The organism is Streptomyces sp. NPDC005878 (genome assembly GCF_040629815.1).
Lineage (GTDB): Bacteria > Actinomycetota > Actinomycetes > Streptomycetales > Streptomycetaceae > Streptomyces.
In genome coordinates, this window is the sequence record NZ_JBEXWK010000002.1 from 376,815 (window position 1) to 395,534 (window position 18,720).

General features: G+C 73.5%; 17 protein-coding genes. 8 read left to right on the forward strand and 9 right to left on the reverse strand.

The features are described 5' to 3' along the window. Positions 1 to 236: 236 nt before the first annotated feature. Positions 237 to 1,250, reverse strand: a complete 1,014-nt coding sequence (locus tag ABZ404_RS05690; protein WP_358835199.1) for an NAD-dependent epimerase/dehydratase family protein — start codon at positions 1,248 to 1,250, stop codon at positions 237 to 239. Positions 1,251 to 1,328: 78 nt separating this feature from the next. On the opposite strand from ABZ404_RS05690, the gene ABZ404_RS05695 reads away from it, so the two are divergent. Then, a complete protein-coding gene (locus ABZ404_RS05695) occupies positions 1,329 to 1,640 on the forward strand; it encodes a 4a-hydroxytetrahydrobiopterin dehydratase (RefSeq protein WP_329402471.1) in 312 nt (103 codons plus the stop codon). A gap of 35 nt (positions 1,641 to 1,675) precedes the next feature. Here the strand turns inward: ABZ404_RS05695 and ABZ404_RS05700 are convergent, their stop codons facing one another. Both ABZ404_RS05700 and ABZ404_RS05705 read right to left on the reverse strand, forming a co-directional pair. Further along, positions 1,676 to 2,554: a sigma-70 family RNA polymerase sigma factor gene (locus ABZ404_RS05700; protein ID WP_358835198.1), complete on the reverse strand. Its 879-nt coding sequence runs from the start codon at positions 2,552 to 2,554 to the stop codon at positions 1,676 to 1,678. 170 nt (positions 2,555 to 2,724) lie between these two features. Further along, on the reverse strand, positions 2,725 to 3,627 hold the full coding sequence (locus ABZ404_RS05705) for an NmrA family NAD(P)-binding protein (RefSeq protein ID WP_358835197.1): 903 nt from the start codon (positions 3,625 to 3,627) through the stop codon (positions 2,725 to 2,727). 104 nt (positions 3,628 to 3,731) lie between these two features. Here ABZ404_RS05705 and ABZ404_RS05710 point away from each other — a divergent pair, with 104 nt between their 5' ends. Both ABZ404_RS05710 and ABZ404_RS05715 read left to right on the forward strand, forming a co-directional pair. Next, positions 3,732 to 4,718, forward strand: coding sequence for an AraC family transcriptional regulator (locus ABZ404_RS05710; RefSeq protein WP_358835196.1), 987 nt, complete (start codon positions 3,732 to 3,734; stop codon positions 4,716 to 4,718). Next, positions 4,715 to 5,716 carry a class I SAM-dependent methyltransferase gene (locus ABZ404_RS05715; protein WP_358835195.1) on the forward strand — a complete coding sequence of 334 codons (1,002 nt, stop codon included), beginning with the start codon at positions 4,715 to 4,717 and terminating at the stop codon, positions 5,714 to 5,716. The genes ABZ404_RS05710 and ABZ404_RS05715 overlap by 4 nt, the downstream gene beginning before the upstream one ends. Before the next feature lie 107 nt (positions 5,717 to 5,823). On the opposite strand, the gene ABZ404_RS05720 is transcribed toward ABZ404_RS05715, so the two are convergent. Beyond that, complete coding sequence (locus tag ABZ404_RS05720; RefSeq protein ID WP_358835194.1) at positions 5,824 to 6,666, reverse strand: aldo/keto reductase; 843 nt, start codon at positions 6,664 to 6,666, stop codon at positions 5,824 to 5,826. A gap of 298 nt (positions 6,667 to 6,964) precedes the next feature. Between ABZ404_RS05720 and ABZ404_RS05725 the strand changes: the two genes are divergently transcribed. Beyond that, complete coding sequence (locus ABZ404_RS05725) at positions 6,965 to 7,969, forward strand: chitinase (RefSeq protein ID WP_358835193.1); 1,005 nt, start codon at positions 6,965 to 6,967, stop codon at positions 7,967 to 7,969. A 103-nt stretch (positions 7,970 to 8,072) separates the two neighbouring features. On the opposite strand, the gene ABZ404_RS05730 is transcribed toward ABZ404_RS05725, so the two are convergent. Together ABZ404_RS05730 and ABZ404_RS05735 are read right to left on the reverse strand one after the other, a co-directional pair. Next, the gene (locus ABZ404_RS05730; RefSeq protein ID WP_358835192.1) at positions 8,073 to 9,872 is read right to left on the reverse strand and encodes an AMP-dependent synthetase/ligase; all 1,800 of its coding nucleotides are present in this window, start codon (positions 9,870 to 9,872) and stop codon (positions 8,073 to 8,075) included. A gap of 242 nt (positions 9,873 to 10,114) precedes the next feature. Continuing rightward, positions 10,115 to 11,599 carry an MFS transporter gene (locus ABZ404_RS05735; protein ID WP_358835191.1) on the reverse strand — a complete coding sequence of 495 codons (1,485 nt, stop codon included), beginning with the start codon at positions 11,597 to 11,599 and terminating at the stop codon, positions 10,115 to 10,117. 114 nt (positions 11,600 to 11,713) lie between these two features. Here ABZ404_RS05735 and ABZ404_RS05740 point away from each other — a divergent pair, with 114 nt between their 5' ends. After that, entirely contained in the window at positions 11,714 to 12,682 is a 969-nt protein-coding gene (locus ABZ404_RS05740) for an Lrp/AsnC family transcriptional regulator (RefSeq protein WP_358835190.1), read from the forward strand. Here ABZ404_RS05740 and ABZ404_RS05745 read toward each other — a convergent pair. Beyond that, positions 12,657 to 13,526: a LysR substrate-binding domain-containing protein gene (locus tag ABZ404_RS05745; RefSeq protein WP_358835189.1), complete on the reverse strand. Its 870-nt coding sequence runs from the start codon at positions 13,524 to 13,526 to the stop codon at positions 12,657 to 12,659. The genes ABZ404_RS05740 and ABZ404_RS05745 overlap by 26 nt on opposite strands. Before the next feature lie 329 nt (positions 13,527 to 13,855). On the opposite strand from ABZ404_RS05745, the gene ABZ404_RS05750 reads away from it, so the two are divergent. Then, positions 13,856 to 14,893: a bile acid:sodium symporter family protein gene (locus ABZ404_RS05750; protein WP_358834203.1), complete on the forward strand. Its 1,038-nt coding sequence runs from the start codon at positions 13,856 to 13,858 to the stop codon at positions 14,891 to 14,893. Here ABZ404_RS05750 and ABZ404_RS05755 read toward each other — a convergent pair. Continuing rightward, entirely contained in the window at positions 14,877 to 15,809 is a 933-nt protein-coding gene (locus ABZ404_RS05755; protein WP_358834202.1) for a zinc-binding dehydrogenase, read from the reverse strand. The genes ABZ404_RS05750 and ABZ404_RS05755 overlap by 17 nt on opposite strands. A gap of 105 nt (positions 15,810 to 15,914) precedes the next feature. Between ABZ404_RS05755 and ABZ404_RS05760 the strand changes: the two genes are divergently transcribed. Then, positions 15,915 to 16,370, forward strand: a complete 456-nt coding sequence (locus ABZ404_RS05760; protein ID WP_358834201.1) for a MarR family transcriptional regulator — start codon at positions 15,915 to 15,917, stop codon at positions 16,368 to 16,370. Positions 16,371 to 16,471: 101 nt separating this feature from the next. On the opposite strand, the gene fdhD is transcribed toward ABZ404_RS05760, so the two are convergent. Continuing rightward, positions 16,472 to 17,320 carry a formate dehydrogenase accessory sulfurtransferase FdhD gene (fdhD, locus tag ABZ404_RS05765; protein ID WP_358834200.1) on the reverse strand — a complete coding sequence of 283 codons (849 nt, stop codon included), beginning with the start codon at positions 17,318 to 17,320 and terminating at the stop codon, positions 16,472 to 16,474. Between the two features lie 438 nt (positions 17,321 to 17,758). On the opposite strand from fdhD, the gene ABZ404_RS05770 reads away from it, so the two are divergent. Then, entirely contained in the window at positions 17,759 to 18,697 is a 939-nt protein-coding gene (locus tag ABZ404_RS05770) for a beta-ketoacyl-ACP synthase III (protein ID WP_358834206.1), read from the forward strand. Positions 18,698 to 18,720: the final 23 nt, after the last annotated feature.

Below are 18,720 nucleotides of genomic sequence, written 5' to 3' on the forward strand. Positions count from 1 at the left end.
GTCCCTTCCTGACGGCCCCCGCGTTCCGGCGGTCCCTTCCTGACGGCCCCCGCGTTCCGGCGGTCCCTTCCCGACCGCCCCCGGCCTCCCGACGGCTTCATCCTGACCGGCGTCCCGCCTCCCGGCGGCCCCTCCTGACCGACACCGCCTCTCGGCGGCCCCCGGCCTCCCCACCGCTCCCGCTCGACCGGGGCTCCCCGCCCCCCGGCGGCCCCCTCCCAACCGCCCCCCGGCGCTCAGCCCGCCGCCGGTCGCAGCTCCGCGCGGGCGAACTCCGTCATCCCTTCCGCGAACCCGACCTCCGCCCGCCAGCCCAGCTCCTCGCGCAGCCGCGAGGAGTCGGCGGTGATGTGGCGGACGTCGCCGAGGCGGTACTCGCCCGTCACCACCGGCGCGGGCCCGCCGTACGCCGCCGCCAGCGCCTGCGCCATCTCACCCACCGTGTGCGGCGTCCCGCTGCCGGTGTTGTACGCGGTCAGGGCCCCCGGCGGGCGCTCGCGCAGCGCTTCCAGCACCATCGCGTTCGCCGCCGCCACATCGCGCACGTGCACGAAGTCCCGGCGCTGGCGGCCGTCCTCGAAGACCCGGGGCGCCTCGCCCCGCGCGAGGGCCGAACGGAAGAAGGACGCGACCCCCGCGTACGGGGTGTCGCGCGGCATCCCCGGCCCGTACACGTTGTGGTAGCGCAGCGACACCGCGCGGCCGCCGGTGGCGCGCGCCCAGGCGGCGCTCAGATGCTCCTGGGCCAGCTTGGTCGTCGCGTACACGTTGCGCGGATCCGCGGGCGCGTCCTCGCCGACCAGGCCCGGCTCCAGCTCGGCGCCGCAGCGCGGGCACAGGGGCTCGAAGCGGCCCGCCGCCAGCTCCTGGTACGGCCGGGGACCTGGGCGTACGGGCCCGTGGCGCGGGCACGCGTAGCGCCCCTCCCCGTACACCACCATCGACCCGGCGAGCACCAGGTCCGCCACCCCGGCCTCGGCCATCGCGGCGAGCAGGACCGCCGTGCCCAGGTCGTTGCAGGACACGTAGTCGGGCGCGTCGGAGAAGTCCGTGCCGAGGCCGACCATCGCAGCCTGGTGGCACACGGCGTCCACGCCGCGCAGCGCCCGGGCGACGGCGTCGCGGTCGCGGACGTCGTCGCCGGGCCGGACCGCGCGGTCGAGGACGACGGGTTCATGGCCCCGGGCGGAGAGGGCCCGGACGATCCGCGAGCCGATGAAGCCCGCGCCTCCCGTGACAAGTACACGCATAAGGGCGACGCTACGGAGACGGAGCCGCGGATGCCGCGCTCCACCCCGTACCGTCACCACCTCGTAAGGAGTCCGGTCATGCCCGTAGAGCCGCTGTCGCAGAAGGACATCGAGGACCGCCTGCGCGAACTGCCGGGCTGGTCGCTCCCGGACGGCGAGGAGCGCCTCGCCCGCACCTACCGTCTCGCCTCGCACTTCGCGGCCACCGCGATGGTCATCCACATCGCGCAGATCCAGGACGAACTGAACCACCACTCCGATCTCACCCTCGGCTACAACACGGTGGCCCTCACGGTGAACAGCCATGACGCCGGGGGCCGGGTGACGGAGAAGGACTTCGAGCTCGCCCACCGCGTCGAGGCGATCGCCCCCGGCCACGGCGCGGGCTGACCTCCCGGGGCGCGCGGCCCCGGGAGGCGCCGGGGTCACGCGTCCAGCGCCGCCAGGTCGACCCGGGCCAGCCGCTCCAGGTCGGCGAGGATGTTGATCTCGACGATCCTGTCGTCCCGGACGGTGAAGCCGAGCACCGCCATCGTCCGGCCCTCCGGGGCGTTGACCACGCCCATGGCCCCGTTGACCAGCGCCGGACGGGCGAACTTGGCGTACTGCGCGAAGGACAGCGCGTTCTGGACGACCGCGTGGGCGCCGAGCACGGTCTTGGACGGGGTGAGCGAGCCCGGACCGTAGTCCGCGCGCAGCACGATGTCCGGGTCGAGGGTGGCGAGCAGCCCGTCGAAGTCGCCGCCGCGCGCCGCCGCGAGGAAGGCGTCGACGACCTTGCGCTGCCGGTTCAGGTCGGGGTCGGGCACGGCCCGGCCCTGCACCCGGCGGCGGGCCCGGCTGGCCAGTTGCCGGGTCGCCGCCGGGGCGCGGTCCACGATGGGCGCGATCTCCTCGAAGGGGACGCCGAACATGTCGTGCAGGACGAACGCCAGCCGCTCCGCCGGGGCCAGCGTGTCGAGCACGACGAGCAGGGCGAGCCCGACCGAGTCGGTGAGCAGCGCCTCGTGCTCGGGGTCCACCCGGTCCGGGCGGTCCACGATCGGGTCGGGCACGTGGACGTCGAGGGGATCCTCGCGGCGGGCCTGGCGCGAGCGCAGCATGTCGAGGCAGACCCGTGAGACGACGGTGGTCAGCCAGGCGCTCAGGTTCTCCACACCGTCGCTGGAGCCGGCCGCCCGCAACCAGGCCTCCTGGACGGCGTCCTCCGCCTCGCTCAGTGAGCCGAGCATCCGGTAGGCGACCGCCCGCAGGCGCGGGCGGTTCTCCTCGAAGCGCTCCGCCAGGGATTCCTTCTCGTCCATCGGTTCAGCTTCCTTCGTCGCGGCGTGTCGTCGATGCGGTGACAGACGAAAACCTAGTGCGAAGGAATGGCGGCCACCCGACGGCAGGTCCCGATTGCGGTAATCGGCCGCTCACGGAGGGCGTGGTGTTGGTCACGGCATGTTTCGGTCACCTGGCCAAAGACCGGTGGTCAGCCCTGCCAGTCACCGTCCGCGGCGGCGTCCCGCGCGAAGTCGGCGAACGCCTTGGGCTCACGGCCGAGGACCCGCTTGACGCCGTCCGTGGCCGAGGAGTTGTGCCCGTCCAGCAGCGTCGCGAACAGCTCGGCGAGCCACCGGGCCTCCCCCTCGACGAGGCCGTACCGCATCAGCAGCTCCGCGTACTGCGCCTCGCTCACCGGCACGTACCGCACCGGCCGCCCGGCCGCCTCCGACAGAACCGCGGCGACCTGCGCCAGCGTCAGCGGCTGAGGGCCCGTCACCTCATGGACGAGGCCCGCGTGTCCGTCCTCGGTGAGGGCCTTGACCACGACGTCGGCGATGTCGCCGGCGTCCACCCACGGCTCGGCCGTGTCGCCCGCGGGGAACGGGATCTCGCCCGCGAGCCCCCCGTCCGTCAGGGCGCCCTCGCTGAAGTTCTGGGCGAAGAACGCGGCGCGGACCACCGTGAGGTCCCCGCCCGCCGCGCGCAGCGCCTCCTCCGCGTGAACCGCCGCCGGCTCGCCCCGGCCCGAGAGCAGCACCAGGCGCCGCACACCGTGGCGGGCGGCGAGTTCCCCGAAGGTCCCCATCGCCTCGACGGCGCCGGGTGCGGCGAGGTCCGGGACGTACGTCACATAGGCGGAGTCGGCACCCGCGAGCGCGGGCCCCCACGTCGACGTGTCCGCCCAGTCGAAGGGCACCTCGCCGCCGCGCGACCCGGCGCGGACGGGCACGCCGAGCGCGGTGAGGCGTTCGACGACGCGGTGCCCGGTCTTGCCCGTGCCGTTGGTCACGAGCACGGTCTGACGGGCATTCAGATCGGCGTGCGGGCCGGCGTTCTGGCCGCTGTGCTGGTTGTTGTTCTGGCTGGAGTTCCGCGCTGTGTTCGTCATGCGTCCAGCTTCGTCGGCGCGGCCTGGACTCTCCATGCTCCAAGGGCTCATCCGCATACGTCCGCGTCTACTGCCCCGCTCCGCCGCCGACTAGGCTCCGCCCCATGGACGCACTCTCCGGACTGCTCGACGGGCCGCGCGCCCGCGGGGCGTTTCTGCTGCGGATGGTGATGGAACCGCCGTGGTCCGTACGGATCGAGGACCGGGCGCCCATCTGTCTGATGTCGACGACGCGCGGCGAGGCGTGGGTGGTGCCCGACGCCGGACCGCCCGTCCTGGTCCGCCCCGGTGACATCGTCGTCGCCCGCGGCCCCGACCCGTACACCGTCGCCCACGCCCCCGACGCCGAGCCGTCGGCCAGGATCGGCCCCGGCGGGGTGTGCACCACGCTGCGCGGCGAGCCTCTGGCGCAGTCGATGGAGCTGGGCGTACGGACCTGGGGCAACGCCGCCGACGGCTCGGCCACCATGCTCGTCGGTACGTATCTGATGGAGGGGGAGATCAGCGGGCGGCTGCTCGACGCGCTGCCGCCGCTGCTGGTGCTCACCGCCGAGGAGTGGAACTGCTCGGTGATGCCGCTGCTCGACGAGGAGATATCCCGGGACGAGCCGGGCCAGAGCGTCGTCCTGGACCGGCTGCTCGACCTGCTCCTGATCGCGGTGCTGCGGGCCTGGTTCAACCGGCCGGGCGCCCATGCGCCCGCCTGGTACCGGGCCATGGGCGACCCCGTGGTGGGGCCCGCGCTGCGGCTGCTGCAGAACGAGCCCGCGCATCCGTGGACGGTGGCCGCGCTCGCCGCGCGGTGCGGGGTCTCCCGGGCGGGGCTGGCCCGGCGCTTCGGTGAGCTGGTGGGGGAGCCGCCGATGGCGTACCTCACGGGCTGGCGGCTCGCCCTCGCGGCGGATCTGCTGCGCGAGAGCGACGCGACGGTCGAGGCGATCGCGCGGCAGGTCGGGTACGGGGGCGCGTTCGCGCTGAGCGCCGCCTTCAAACGCGTCCGGGGCGTCAGCCCGCAGGAACACCGGACGAATTGCCGAAACGGCAAAGGAATTCCCGCGACCGCGACGGCCGGGGGCAGGGTGGAGCCATGAGCGACTCGCGCGGCCACGACGGCCGGAACAGCCACGACGACAACCACCGCGGCGGCCGGGGAGACGGCCCGGGCCACACCCACGGGACCGGCCGGGGGAGCGGCCAGGGGCACGGGCACGGACACGGTCACGGGCACGGCGGCGGATGGGCGGACTTCGACTGGGAGACGCTGCTCCCGCTCCTGGTGGGCGAGGCCGAACTGTTCTCCGGCGCCTACCGGGAGGCCGCGGACTGGATCGCCGGGCAGCGCTCCGGCGGCCCCGAGGTGCGCCGGATCCTCGACATCGGCAGCGGCCCCGGTGTGGTGACGTGTCTGCTCGCCCAGGCGTTCCCGCGCGCTGAGGTCGTCGCCGTCGACGGCAACCGGGCGCTCCTCGGCCACGCCCTGGCCCGCGCGGAGCGCCTGGGCCTCGGTGACCGCATCCGTACCATCGAGGCCGAACTCCCGGAAGGCTTCGGGGAGTTGGGGGACGCGGACCTCGTCTGGGCGGGGAACTCGCTGCACCACCTGGGCGACCAGCGGGCCGCGCTCGCCGGGTTCGCCCGGCTGCTGCGGCCGGGCGGCACGGTGGCCCTCGCGGAGGGCGGGCTGCCCACGCGCCGACTGCCTCGCGACATCGGCATGGGGCGGCCGGGCCTGGAGGCCAGGATCGACGTGCTGGTGGACGAGCGGTTCGCGCGGATGCGGGCGGAGCTGCCGGACGCCAAGGAGGAGACCGAGGACTGGGGGGCGCTGCTGACGTCCGTGGGGCTGGTCTCCCCGGCCGGCCGCAGCTTCCTCGTCGACTTCCCGGCGCCGCTGGCGCCGGACGTGCGGGAGCAGGTGGTGTACGCGTTCGCCAGGACCGCCGAGACGGTGGGGGAGGAGTTGTCGCCGGAGGACGCGGCGGTGCTGCGGCGGCTGATGGACCCGGAGGACGAGGCGGGTCTGGCGCGGCGCCCGGACGTGTTCCTGCTGACGGCGAGGTCGATCCACACGGCGCGCCGCGCGGACTGAGGGTCCCGCACAGCGCGAAGTCCGCGGCTCAGGACGGCGAACCGTCCCGAGCGGCGGACTTCGTCACGTCACGAGACGTCACGAGGCGATACGGCCCCCGAGTGCGCTCAGTTGGCGTCGAACTCGTCCGGGTCCGGCCCCAGCCGCTTGCCCTCGTCGAGCGCGGCGATCGCCGCGATGTCCTCGGCGTCGAGCTCGAAGCCGAACACGTCGAAGTTCTCGGCGATGCGCGAGGGCGTCACCGACTTCGGGATGGCGATGACGCCGAGCTGGAGGTGCCAGCGCAGCACGATCTGGGCCGGGGTCTTGCCGTACTTCCGCGCGATCGCCACGATCGTCGGGACCTCCAGGAGGCCCTTGCCCTGGCCCAGCGGCGACCAGGCCTCGGTCGCGATGGAGTGCTCGGCGTTGACGGCGCGCAGCTCGGCCTGGGCGAGCTGCGGGTGCAGCTCGACCTGGTTGACCGCGGGGGTCACGCCCGACTCGTCGATGATCCTGCGCAGGTGCGGCGCCTGGAAGTTGGAGACACCGATCGCCTTGGCGCGGCCGCTCTCGGCGATCTCGGCAAACGCCTTCCAGATCGATACGTAGTCCTCGCGCACCGCGCGCGGCCAGTGGATCAGGTACAGGTCGACGTAGTCGAGGCCCAGCTTCGACAGGGAGGCGTCGAACTCGCGCAGGACGCCGTCGCGCGTCCACGTCTCGTTGGCGCTGTTCCACAGCTTGGTGGTGACGAAGAGCTCCTCGCGGGCCACTCCCGAAGCCGCGATCGCCTTGCCGGTGCCCGCTTCGTTCTCGTAGACCGCGGCCGTGTCGATCGACCGGTACCCGGTCTCGATCGCGGTCTCGACCGCCTGCGCGGCCTCGTCGTCCGGCACCTGCCAGACACCGAACCCGAGCTGGGGCATCTCGACGCCGTTGTTGAGGGTGATGGAGGGGACCTTGCTCACGAGCGGTCGATCCTTACGTCGTCGGTTGGTACTCATCACCTCAACGAGTGGCCGGAGCGAACCATTCCCCACGCTGCCGACGGCCGGAATTCCGTGCTCCAGATCCGGCCTTCTCGGTTCCTCGGCCCTGCGACCGGCAGGGGCCGATCCTGGGCGCTCCCCCCACAAACCGCCCAACTCCTCAGCGGGCAAAGGCGGTTGGGTCGACCCGGGCCATTGACATCAGGCCCCTCCATCCACTGCTATGCAGTGATGGTTAGGAATCTTTCCTAACTCTCCCCCCTCGGAAGGACCCCCCATGCACGCTGCCGCTCCCCGACGCCGCGCCGCCGCGGTCGCCGCCGGCCTCGGTTGCCTCGTCCTGCCCCTGGTCGCCTCCGGCTCCAGGGCCGCCGCCGCCCCGCCGCTCGCCGCGGGCACCATGGCCGCCGCGCCCTACGAGTACCTGGGCTGGGGCAGCCCGCAGAAGCCCACCGACGTCATGGCCGCCACCGGTGTGAAGTGGTTCACCCTCGCGTTCATCCTCTCCGACGGCGGCTGCAACCCGAAGTGGGACGGGACGCGGCCGCTGACCGGCGGTTCGGACCAGTCCGCCATCAACGCCATCCGGGGCGCGGGCGGAGACGTCGTCATCTCCGTCGGCGGTTGGAGCGGCAACAAGCTCGGCGAGAAGTGCTCCAGCGCCTCCGCGCTGGCCGGCGCCTACCAGAAGGTGATCAACGCGTACCACCTCAAGGCGCTGGACATCGACATCGAGGACACCGAGTTCTCCAACGCGACGGTCCGCAAGCGGGTCGTCGACGCACTGAAGATCGTCAAGAACACCAACCCCGGCATCGTCACCTACGTGACCATGGGCACCACGCCCGGCGGCCCGGACGCCAACGGCAAGGACCTCATCAAGAAGGGTGCCGCGGCGGGGCTCGCCAACGACGGCTGGGTGATCATGCCGTTCGACTTCGGCGGCCACAGCGGCTCCATGGGCTCCGCGACCGTGAGCGCCCTCGAAGGGCTGAAGGCCGCGGTGAAGAGCGCGTACGGCTACGGCGACGACACCGCCTACCGCCACATCGGGGTGTCCTCCATGAACGGCAGGACCGACGAGGCGGGCGAGACCGTCACCACCGGCGACTTCCAGACCATCCTCGGCTACGCCCGGCAGCACCACATCGCGCGGTTCTCCTTCTGGTCGGTCAACCGCGACCGGCAGTGCGGCTCGGGCGGCGGCAGCGGCGACTCGTGCAGCGGGGTCTCCCAGGCGCCCTACGCCTTCACCAGGATCGTCGTCCAGTACACCGGCTGAGGGGCGCCCCCCCGTCGGAGGAGGACCGGACGAGCGGCCACTTCGGGGTGTTCCGGATGCGAGGCCTCCGTGAGAGGGGCGGCCCGCCCTGTACCGCGACGGCTCAGCGGTACAGGGCGTCCACCTCCACCGTGTAGGCCTCCTCGATGGCCCGCCGCTTGAGCTTCAGCGACGGGGTGAGCAGACCGTGCTCCTCGGTGAACTGATGGGCGAGGATCCGGAAGGTGCGGATCTGCTCGGCTTGGGAGACCAGGGTGTTGGCGGCGACGACCGCGCGCCGCACCTCGGTCTCCAGGTCGGGGTCGCGCACGAGCTCCGACGGGGTCATCGACGGTTTGTTGCGCATCGCCAGCCAGTGGTCGACGCCCTCCTGGTCGAGGGTGACCAGGGCCGCGATGTAGGGGCGGTCGTTGCCGACGACGATGCACTGGGCCACCAGCGGGTGCGCGCGCACCCGCTCCTCCAGGGCCACCGGCGAGACGCTCTTGCCGCCGGAGGTCACCAGGATCTCCTTCTTGCGGCCGGTGATGGTCAGATAGCCGTCCTCGTCGAGGGCGCCGATGTCACCGGTGGCCAGCCAGCCGTCCTTGAGGACGCGCTCGGTCGCCTTGGGCTCGTTGAGGTAGCCGGAGAAGACCTGGCCGCCGTGGAGCCACACCTCGCCGTCCTCGGCGATGTGCACGGTGGTGCCCGGCACCGGCTGGCCGACCGTGCCGAACCGGGTGCGCTCGGGCGGGTTGGCGGTGGCGGCGGCCGTGGACTCGGTCAGACCGTACCCCTCGTAGATCGTCACCCCCGCGCCCGCGAAGAACAGCGCGAGGCGGCGGCCCATGCTGGAGCCGCCGGACATGGCGTGCCGCACCCGCCCGCCCATCGCCTCGCGGACCTTGCCGTACACGACCTTCTCGAAGAACTGGTGCTGCATCCGCAGCGCCGCCGAGGGGCCCGGCCCCTGGCCGAAGGCCTTCTGCTCCATCGCCTCCGCGTACTTCACCGCGATGTCGACGGCCTTGTCGAAGGCGCCCGCCCTCCCCTCCGCCTCGGCGCGCCGGCGGGCGGCGTTGAAGACCTTCTCGAAGATGTACGGGACGGCCAGGATGAAGGTGGGCCGCAGCGACTGGAGGTCGGGCAGGAGCGCGGAGGCGGAGAGCGCGGGCTGGTGGCCCAGCTTCACCCGGCCGCGGACGGCCGCCACCTCCACCATCCGGCCGAAGACGTGCGCCAGCGGCAGGAAGAGCAGCGTGGACGCCTCGTCGCCGGGGCGCGAGTGGAAGACCGGCTCCCAGCGGGCGACCATCGTGTCCGCCTCGAACATGAAGTTGGCGTGGGTGATCACACAGCCCTTGGGGCGGCCGGTGGTGCCGGAGGTGTAGATGACGGTCGCCGTCGACTCGGGGGTGACCGCCCGCCGGTGGCGATGCACCACGTCGTCGTCGATCTGCGCGCCCGCCGCCAGGAGTTCGCCCAGCGCCCCGGCGTCCAGCTGCCACAGGCGTTTGAGGTGCGGCAGCCGGTCCACGACCGAGCCGATGGTCATGGCGTGGTCCTCGTGTTCGACCACGCACGCGGTGACCTCGGAGTCGTGCAGCATCCAGAAGACCTGCTCGGCGGAGGAGGTCGGGTAGATGGGGACCGGCTGGGCGCCGATGGACCACAGGGCGAAGTCGAAGAGCGTCCACTCGTAGCGGGTCCGCGACATCACGGCCACCCGGTCCCCGAACCGCACACCGTCCGCGATCAGCCCTTTGGCGAGCGCCAGCACCTCGTCGCGAAAGCGCGCCGAGCTCACGTCCCGCCACTGGCCCGCCGCGTCCTTGCGGGCCAGCGCGACCCGGTCCGGATCGTCCAGGGCGTGGTCGAACACCACGTCCGCCAGCCCGCCGACGTGAGGCGCCGTCGCCATGGGTGGGACAGTGAACTCGCGCAATACCTTGCTCCTTGTGGCGCTCCGCACAGCGCCGGTGACGGTACCCCACCCGGGGTCCCGGCGGGAGGGGCGTCAAGGAATACGGTCAAGTGCGGCAGTGATCGGCATCACCACAGGTCAGCACCGTGGAACCGGCCCCGCCCGGGCCGAGCGGCCCGCTTTCTGACCCTGGAGTCAGGAGCGGGCCGTCTTTTCTCCACGGAATCTGTACGTCCTGGTCACGCCCGCTCTACCGGCACGGCGCCGTTGGTCCGTACCTGCGCCGGCGCGGGCGGCGGCGTCCGTACCAGCGCGAACACCGCGAGCCCGGCCACCAGGGCGAGCACCCCCGCCGCCACCGAGGCTCCGTTCAGACCCGAGGCGAACGCGGAGTGCAGCGCCTCGTCGGGGACCCGGCCGCGCAGCGACCCGGCCGCCCCGCCGGCCAGCGCCCGGGCCTCCGGCGTGCTGTCCAGCGAGTCGGCCATCCGGGAGGTGGCGAGCGTGCCGAACACCGCGATGCCGACCGCGTAGCCGAGCTGGCGCACGGTGTTCATCGCGCCGGTCGCCATCCCGCTGCTGCGCTGCGGCACCGAGGCGAGCGCGGCCGAGGCCAGCGCCGGGCTGACCAGACCCACTCCGACACCGGTCACCACCAGACCGGCCACCAGCGCCGTCCAGTCCGAGCCCGCGTCCAGCAGCGACTGCCCGAACAGGCCGACGGCGATGAGCAGCAGCCCGAGGCAGATGAGCAGCCGCTGCGAGACGCCGTGCAGGAACCGGCCGCCGAGCGCCGAGGTCACGAACGAGGCCAGCGCCAGCGGCACCAGCGCCAGACCACCCGTGACCGGGCTCATGTCCAGGAGCGTCTGGAGCCAGATCGAGGTGTACGGGAGCACACCGAAGGCGGCCGAGTTCAGCGCCAGGGCGGCCACCAGGACGCCGACGAAGGCCGGGCGCCGCAGCAGCGACAGATCCATCAGCGGCCGCTCGGTGCGGCTCTCCACCACGACGAAGACCAGCAGGGCGGCCACCGCCACGGCGAAGGAGACCAGGGTGCGCCAGGCGCCCCAGCCGTCGGAGCCCGCGTTCACCGCCCCGTAGGTGAGGGTTCCGGCGAAGAGCGCGAACAGGGCCGTACCCGCCCAGTCGGTGCGCCCGCCCGCCGGGTTCTTCGACTCCGGGACCACCCTGAGCGTCAGCCACACCGCGGCGGCGCTCACCGGAAGGTTGACGAAGAATATCCACCGCCACCCGAACCCCTCGGTGAGCAGCCCGCCCAGGATCGGGCCGAGCGCCGCGGCGGCGCCGTTGACCGCGCCCCACACCCCGAGCGCCACCGAGCGGTCGCGGCCCTGGTAGGCGGCGCCGAGCAGGGGCAGCGTCGTCGCGAACATCGCGGCGGCCCCCACCCCCTGGAGCGCGCGCATCGCGATCAGCGTGCCCGCGTCGTCCGCGAGGCCACAGGCGAGCGAGGCACCCGCGAAGAGCACCGTGCCCGCCGCGTAGAACTTCCGGCGCCCGGCGCGGTCCGCCCCCGCGCCCGCGCCGAGCAGCAGCGCGGCCAGCGCCAGCGCGTACACATCGATCACCCACTGCAGACCCGACAGCGAGGCGTCCAGCGAACTCGCCATGTCCGGCAGCGCCACCGTCACGATGGTCACGTCCAGCAGCAGCATGAACGTTCCCAGACTCACGGCGACCAGCGGCCCCCACTTACGCATCACATTCCTCCGGCTTTCCTCGTTCGTCGTCCCGTACGATCGGTCGCGGCCGGACCGAAGTTCCACCCAGTTCGCCCAGCACGCAGGAATCCGACATCGCAAGGGGGACGACCGATGGATTCACCCGAGTTCGACGAACTGGACCAGCGTCTGGTGAGCGCGCTCGTCCTGGACGCCCGGGCCCCGTTCAGCCGGATCGCCGCCGTGCTCGGCGTCTCCGACCAGACCGTGGCCCGCCGCTACCGCAGGCTGTACGCGGAGGGCGGGCTGCGCCTCGTCGGAGCCCGCGACACCGAGCGCCTCGGCCACACCCGCTGGATGCTGCGGCTGCGCTGCACCCCGGACGCCTCGGTCTCCATCGCGACGGCGCTCGCCCGGCGCCCCGACACCGCCTGGATCGGGCTGACCTCGGGCGGCACCGAGGTGGTGTGCACGACCGAGACGCGCCGGCCCGAGGACCACGAGGCGCTGCTGCTCGGCAAGCTGCCGCGCACCCCGAGCATCGTCGAGATCGGCGCCCACCAACTGCTCCACCGCTTCTACGGCGGCCCGCTCGGCTGGTTCACCAAGGACTCGGCGCTCACGGCCGAGGAGCGGGCCGCGCTGATGCCCGACCCGGTGCGGCCCCCGGACGGGCCGATCCGGCTCGACGCGTCGGACGAGGCCCTGATCGCCGCACTCGCCCGCAACGGCCGGGCGGGCTATCCCGAGCTCCAGAAGGCCACCGGGCGTTCGGAGTCCGCCGTCAAGCGGCGCCTGGACCAGCTGCTGCGCTGGGGGGCCGTGTTCGTCGACGTCGAGTTCGACACGACCCGGTTCGGCTTCCGCAGCCGGGCGCTGCTGTGGATCACGGTGGCGCCCTCGGCGCTGGCCACCGTGGGCGCGGCCCTCGCCGCCCACCCGGAGGTGGCCTTCGCCGGTGCCACCTCGGGCCCGGCCAACCTCGTCGCCGTCGTCATCTGCCGGGACGCCGCCGGGCTCTACACCTACCTCAGCGAGAAACTCGGCACACTGGACGGCGTCCGGCACGTCGAGACCGCCCCTTTACTGCGCCAGGTCAAGCGGCTGACGTACGCGGGCTGAGACCGCTCGCCAGGATCGCCGCCGCGAGCGCGTCCGCCGCCTCCTGCGCCGAGGGGCGGCGCCGTCCGTGCAGCAGGACGAAGTCCACCGGCCCCAGCTCGGGCAGCCCCGCCCGCGCGGGCAGCGGTACGAGCCCGGGCGGGATCAGCCCCCGGGTGTGCGCCATCACGCCGAGCCCCGCCCGGGCCGCCGCGACGAGGCCGCTCAGGCTGCCGCTGGTACAGGCGATCCGCCACGGCCGCCCGTGCTCCTCCAGGACCTCAAGGGCCCGGGCGCGGGTGATGCCCGGCGGCGGGAAGAGGATCAGCGGCACCGGCCGGCCCGGGTCCAGGCGCAGCCCCGGCGCGCCGATCCAGCAGAGGGCGTCCTGCCGGACCCGCTCGCCGTGGGTGTCCCCGGGGCGCCGTTTGGCCAGTACCAGATCGAGACGGCCCGCTTCCAGCCGCTGGTGCAGGGTGCCGGACAGCTCGACCGTGAGCTCCAGGTCGACCTCCGGGTGGTCGCGGCGGAAGGACTCCAGGACCTCCGGGAGCCGGGTGAGCACGAAGTCCTCGGAGGCGCCGAACCGCAGCCGCCCGCGCAGCCGGGTCCCGGTGAAGTAGGCGGCGGCCCGCTCGTGCGCGGCCAGGATGGTCCGGGCGAAGCCGAGCATGGCCTCGCCGTCCTGGGTGAGCCGGACGCTGTGGGTGTCCCGGCTGAACAGCGGACGCCCGGTCGCCTCCTCCAGCCGCCGCACGTGCTGGCTGACGGTGGACTGCCGCAGCCCCAGCCGCCGCGCGGCCTGGGTGAAGCTCAGCGTCTGCGCGACGGCGAGAAAGGTCCGGAGCTGGTGCGGCTCGTACACGGCGGCAGGTTATCGCGGAACGCGATGACAGTCAGAGCGGTGTACGGGATTCCCGATGGGTCGTGAAGGGTGAATGATCGGGAGAAGGCCGGTGCGGAGCCGGCCGTACGCGGACGGGCGCCCTGGTGGCGGGTGTCGTCGCGGGCCCGCCGGGGGCGCGGCCCTCGTCGTACGCAGAAGGGCACCGCGGCCGTACGGCCGCGCCCCTCGCCCGGACGAGAGCCCGGGCGGCACCTGACCGCCCGGCCCCGCGCACAGAGCCGAGCACCAGTCCGCGCACAGCCCCGCACAACCCCCCGTACAGCCCCCGCACAGATCCCGTGGAGCAGATGACCCGCCGCACACCCCGGCTGCCGTCCTGGCTGCCGGTCGACCCGTTCATCATGTCGCTGATCGCCACCGTGGCCCTGGCCGCGCTGTTCCCGGTCTCCGGCTCCGCCGCGCACGTGGCGGGCGCCGCCTCGACCGGGGCCGTCGCCCTGCTCTTCTTCCTGTACGGGGCCCGGCTCTCCACCCGCGAGGCGCTCGATGGCCTGCGCCACTGGCGGCTGCACGCGACGGTCCTGACCTGTACGTTCGTGCTCTTCCCGCTGCTGGGCCTGGCCGCGCGGGTCCTGGTGCCGGTGGTGCTGACCCCCGACCTCTTCCGCGGTCTGCTGTTCCTGTGCCTGGTCCCCTCCACCATCCAGTCCTCCATCGCCTTCACCTCGATCGCGCGCGGCAACGTGCCCGCGGCGATCTGCGCGGGCTCCTTCTCCAGCCTGGCGGGAATCGTCGTGACCCCGCTGCTGGCGGCGCTGCTGCTGGGCGGAGGGGCGGGGGGCGTCTCGGCGGACTCGGTACTGAAGATCGCCCTCCAGCTCCTGGTCCCGTTCGCCTGCGGGCAACTGCTGCGGGGTCCGCTGGCGGGCTTCCTGGCCCGGTACCGCCGGGTGCTGGGTCTGGTGGACCGCGGCTCGATCCTGCTGGTCGTCCACACCGCGTTCAGCGAGGGCATGGTCCGCGGCATCTGGCACCAGGTCAGCCCGGCCCGCCTCGGCGCGCTGCTCGCGGTCGAGGCGGTGTTCCTGGCCGTGATGCTCACGCTCAGCTGGTACGGGGCGAGCCGGCTCGGATTCGGCCGGGCCGACCGGATCGCGATCCAGTTCGCCGGGTCGAAGAAGAGCCTCGCGGCCGGGCTGCCCATGGCGGGCGCCCTGTTCGGCGGCCAGGCGGCCCTGGCGGCGCTGCCGCTGATGCTCTTCCACCAGATGCAGTTGATCATCTGCGCGGTCATCGCCCGGCGCCGGGCCCGCGACCCGCTGGAAGAGGGGGAACCGGACGCGCCGGGCGCGGCGCCGCCCGCCGCCCTCACGCGCCGCCGGTGACGAGCACCACCTTGCCCAGGTTGCGCCGCGCGTCGATGAGTTCATGGGCGCGGGCGGCCTCCTCCAGCGGGAACGCGGCGTGGACGGCCGCGCGCAGCTTCCCCGCGCGGTGCCGCTCCCACAGCTCCTCGCGCCAGGCGGCGTACAGCTCGGGCCTGTCGCGCGCGAGCATCGCCATCTGGAAAGCGATCAGCGACTTCCCGCCGACCAGCAGGTCGTAGACCTCGACCGTGCCGCCGCCCGAGCCGAAGGCGACCAGCCGGCCGCCCGGGGCGAGCGCCTTCACCGCGGGGGTGAGCAGTTCGCCGCCCACGCCGTCGAGGACGACGTCGACCGGCTCGCCCCAGGACGCGTCGCCGTACAGCACGACCTCGTCGGCGCCCTTGTCCCGTACGAAAGCGGCCTTGTCGGCCGAGCTCACCGCCGCCACGACCCGGCTCGCGCCGCCCGCCCGGGCCAGTTGGAGGGCGAGCTGCCCGACCGCGCTCGCCGCCGCCGTCACCAGCACCGACTCACCGGGCCGTGGCCGCGCCGACTCGTAGGCGCCCCGGGCCACCAGACCGCTGCGGACGAGCGCGACGGCCTCGACGGACGTGGCGTGGCCGGGGACGTGGGAGGTCATGGACGCGTGCAGGACGGCCAGTTCGGCGTACCCGTGCGAGAAGCAGAGCCCCGTCACCCGGTCGCCCGCGGCGAAGGCGGTGACCCCCTCGCCGACCGCGGCCACGGTGCCCGCGACCTCGCCGCCGAGCGGGAACGGCTCCTTCCCCTCGCGCACCTTGCGGACGACGGGCAGGGTGACGCCGATGGCCTCGGTACGGACCAGCAGCTCGCCGGGGCCGGGCGCGGGGGCCCGCACGTCCTCGGTGAACAGGACCTCGGGGCCGCCGTGGACCTCGAAGCGGACTCGGCGCATGGATGCTCCCGGCAGGTAGGGGTTCCCAATGGAATTCGTTGGTGGCCCCAACGGTAATCGGAGAACCGTTGGGAAGTCCAATGGTTTACGGGTAGGGTCGGCGCCATGGCCGAGAACACCGACCCCCTCCCCGCCCTCCAGCGCATCCAGGCGCTGCCCAGCTGGGTCCTGGGCCGGGTGGCCGCCCGGGGCCGGAGCATGGTGGCGCGGGCCATCGGGAGCGAGGGCGCCAAGATGTGGCACCACGCCGTGCTGGCGGCCGTCTCCGAGTACGGCCCGCTCGCCCAGGCCGAACTCGGGCGCCGGATCGCGCTCGACCCCAAGGACCTGGTGGGCGTCCTCAACGACCTCCAGGCCGAGGGGTACGTCGTACGGGAGCCCGACCCCCGCGACCGCCGCAAGAACGCGGTGACGGTCACCTCCGGGGGCGAGGCCATGCTGGCGCGCTGCGCGGCGGCGGCCGAGCAGGCCAACGACGCGCTTCTCGCGCCTCTGAGCGCGGCCGAGCGCGAGCAGCTGATGGCGCTGCTCCGGCGGATCGGCGTGGAGGAGCCGGAGTAGCCGGAGTTGCCCGAGCGGACGAGGCAGCCGGACGGGGTGGACGCGGCTCCGGCCGGCCAGTCGGTGTGCGTGAGTACACCCGCGCCCGGTGGCCTGCCCCGTCAGTCCCGTGCGGCCGGAACCTCCAGGGCGATCCGGTGCTCGCCCGCGTACACGTTCATGGAGGCGCCCCGCAGAAAGCCGACCAGGGTCAGACCCGTCTCGGCGGCCAGGTCCACGGCCAGCGACGAGGGCGCCGAGACGGCGGCGAGCAGCGGTATCCCGGCCATCACGGCCTTCTGCGCCAGCTCGAACGAGGCCCGCCCCGACACCAGCAGCACGGCCTGCGACAGCGGCAGCCGCCCGTCCTGGAGCGCCCGCCCCACCAGCTTGTCCACCGCGTTGTGCCGCCCCACGTCCTCCCGTACGTCGAGCAGCTCGCCGTCCGGCGAGAAGAGCGCGGCGGCGTGCAGGCCGCCGGTCCGGTCGAAGACCCGCTGGGCGGCCCGCAGCCGGTCGGGCAGGCTCGCGAGCAGCTCGGGCGTCACCCGGACCGGGGGAGTGTCGGCGATCGGGAAGCGCGCCTGCGTCCGTACGGCGTCCAGGCTGGCCTTGCCGCACAGCCCGCACGAGGACGTGGTGTACACGTTGCGCTCCAGCGTGATGTCGGGGACCTCGACGCCCGGGGAGAGCTTCACGTCCACGACGTTGTACGTGTTGACGCCGTCGGCGGTCGCCCCGGCGCAGTAGACGATCGACTGCACGTCGTCGGCCGCCGCGAGCACCCCCTCGCTGACCAGGAACCCGGCCGCAAGCGCGAAGTCGTCGCCGGGGGTGCGCATGGTGATGGCGAGCGGCCGTCCGTTCAGCCGGATCTCCAGTGGCTCCTCGGCCACCAGCGTGTCCGGGCGGGCGGAGACGGCCCCGTCCCGGATGCGGATGACGCGGCGGCGCTCGGTGACCCGTCCCATGACGCGATTCCTTCGTTTCCGGCCGGCTTCCGTGACGGACCGGCACTGGGTAGGTGCGGGGGGCCGGCGGGAGCGGCCCGTGAGGCAGAGGCTGCCCGCGGGCCACCGGCCGTCCTGCGGTGAGGCGGCCCCGACCACCTCGTTCCCGACGCCCTCATTGTCCTGCACGGGGAGTGCGGGCTCCGACGGGCGCCGGGTGACGGGTGCCAGTGCCCGTGCCGGTCCGCACGACGTGCCCGGGTCGGCGCCCTTCGCGGGCGGACGGGCGGGCGGGCAGGCGGGCGGGCGGACGGGAGGCGGGCGCCCCACGGGAGCTGACACAAGGCTCCAAAGGCACGCCGGGAAGCCTGTGGGATCTCTTGCCCCTGTACCGGTCGGTAGCCACGAAGACTGGTGGGCTCCTGATGTTCTACGAGGGGAAACCGAGGCATGACCGGCATGCGAGGCTCACGCGTCGTCGCGCTCGGGCACTACCAGCCCGCCAAGGTGCTCACCAACGACGAGCTCGCCGCCATGGTCGAGACCAGCGACGAATGGATCAGGAGCCGGGTCGGCATCCGCACCCGCCATGTCGCCGGGCCGGACGAGCCCGTCGACGAACTGGCCGCGCACGCCGGCGCCAAGGCACTGGCCGCCGCCGGGCTGACCCCCGCCGACATCGACCTGGTCCTGGTGGCCACCTCGACCGCCGTGGACCGCTCCCCGAACACCGCCGCCCGGGTCGCCGCGCGCCTGGGCATGGGCGCGCCCGCCGTCCTCGACCTCAACGTCGTCTGCGCGGGCTTCACCCACGCGCTGGCCACCGCCGACCACGCCGTCCGGGCCGGCTCGTCCACCCGGGCCCTGGTCATCGGCGCGGACAAGATGACCGCGATCACCGACTGGACCGACCGCACCACGTGCGTCCTGGTCGGCGACGGCGCGGGCGCGGCCGTGGTGGAGGCGTCGCGGGAGGACCTGATCGGCCCGGTGCTGTGGGGCTCGGTCCCCGAGATGGGCCATGCCGTACGGATCGAGGGCACCCCGCCGGTCTTCGCCCAGGAGGGCCAGGCCGTCTACCGCTGGGCCACCACCCAACTGCCGCCGATCGCCCGCCGGGTGTGCGAGCGCGCCGGGGTCACCCCCGAGGAACTGGCCGCCGTCGTCCTGCACCAGGCCAACCTCCGCATCATCGAGCCGGTGGCCCGCAAGATCGGCGCGGTCAACGCGGTGATCGCCCGCGATGTCGTCGACTCCGGCAACACCTCGGCCGCGAGCATCCCGATGGCCCTGTCCAAGCTGGTGGAACGCGGCGAGATCGCCACCGGCGACCCGGTCCTGCTCTTCGGCTTCGGCGGCAACCTGTCGTACGCGGGGCAGGTCATCCGCTGCCCGTGAGGGCCTGGGCGCGGGCGGCGGGG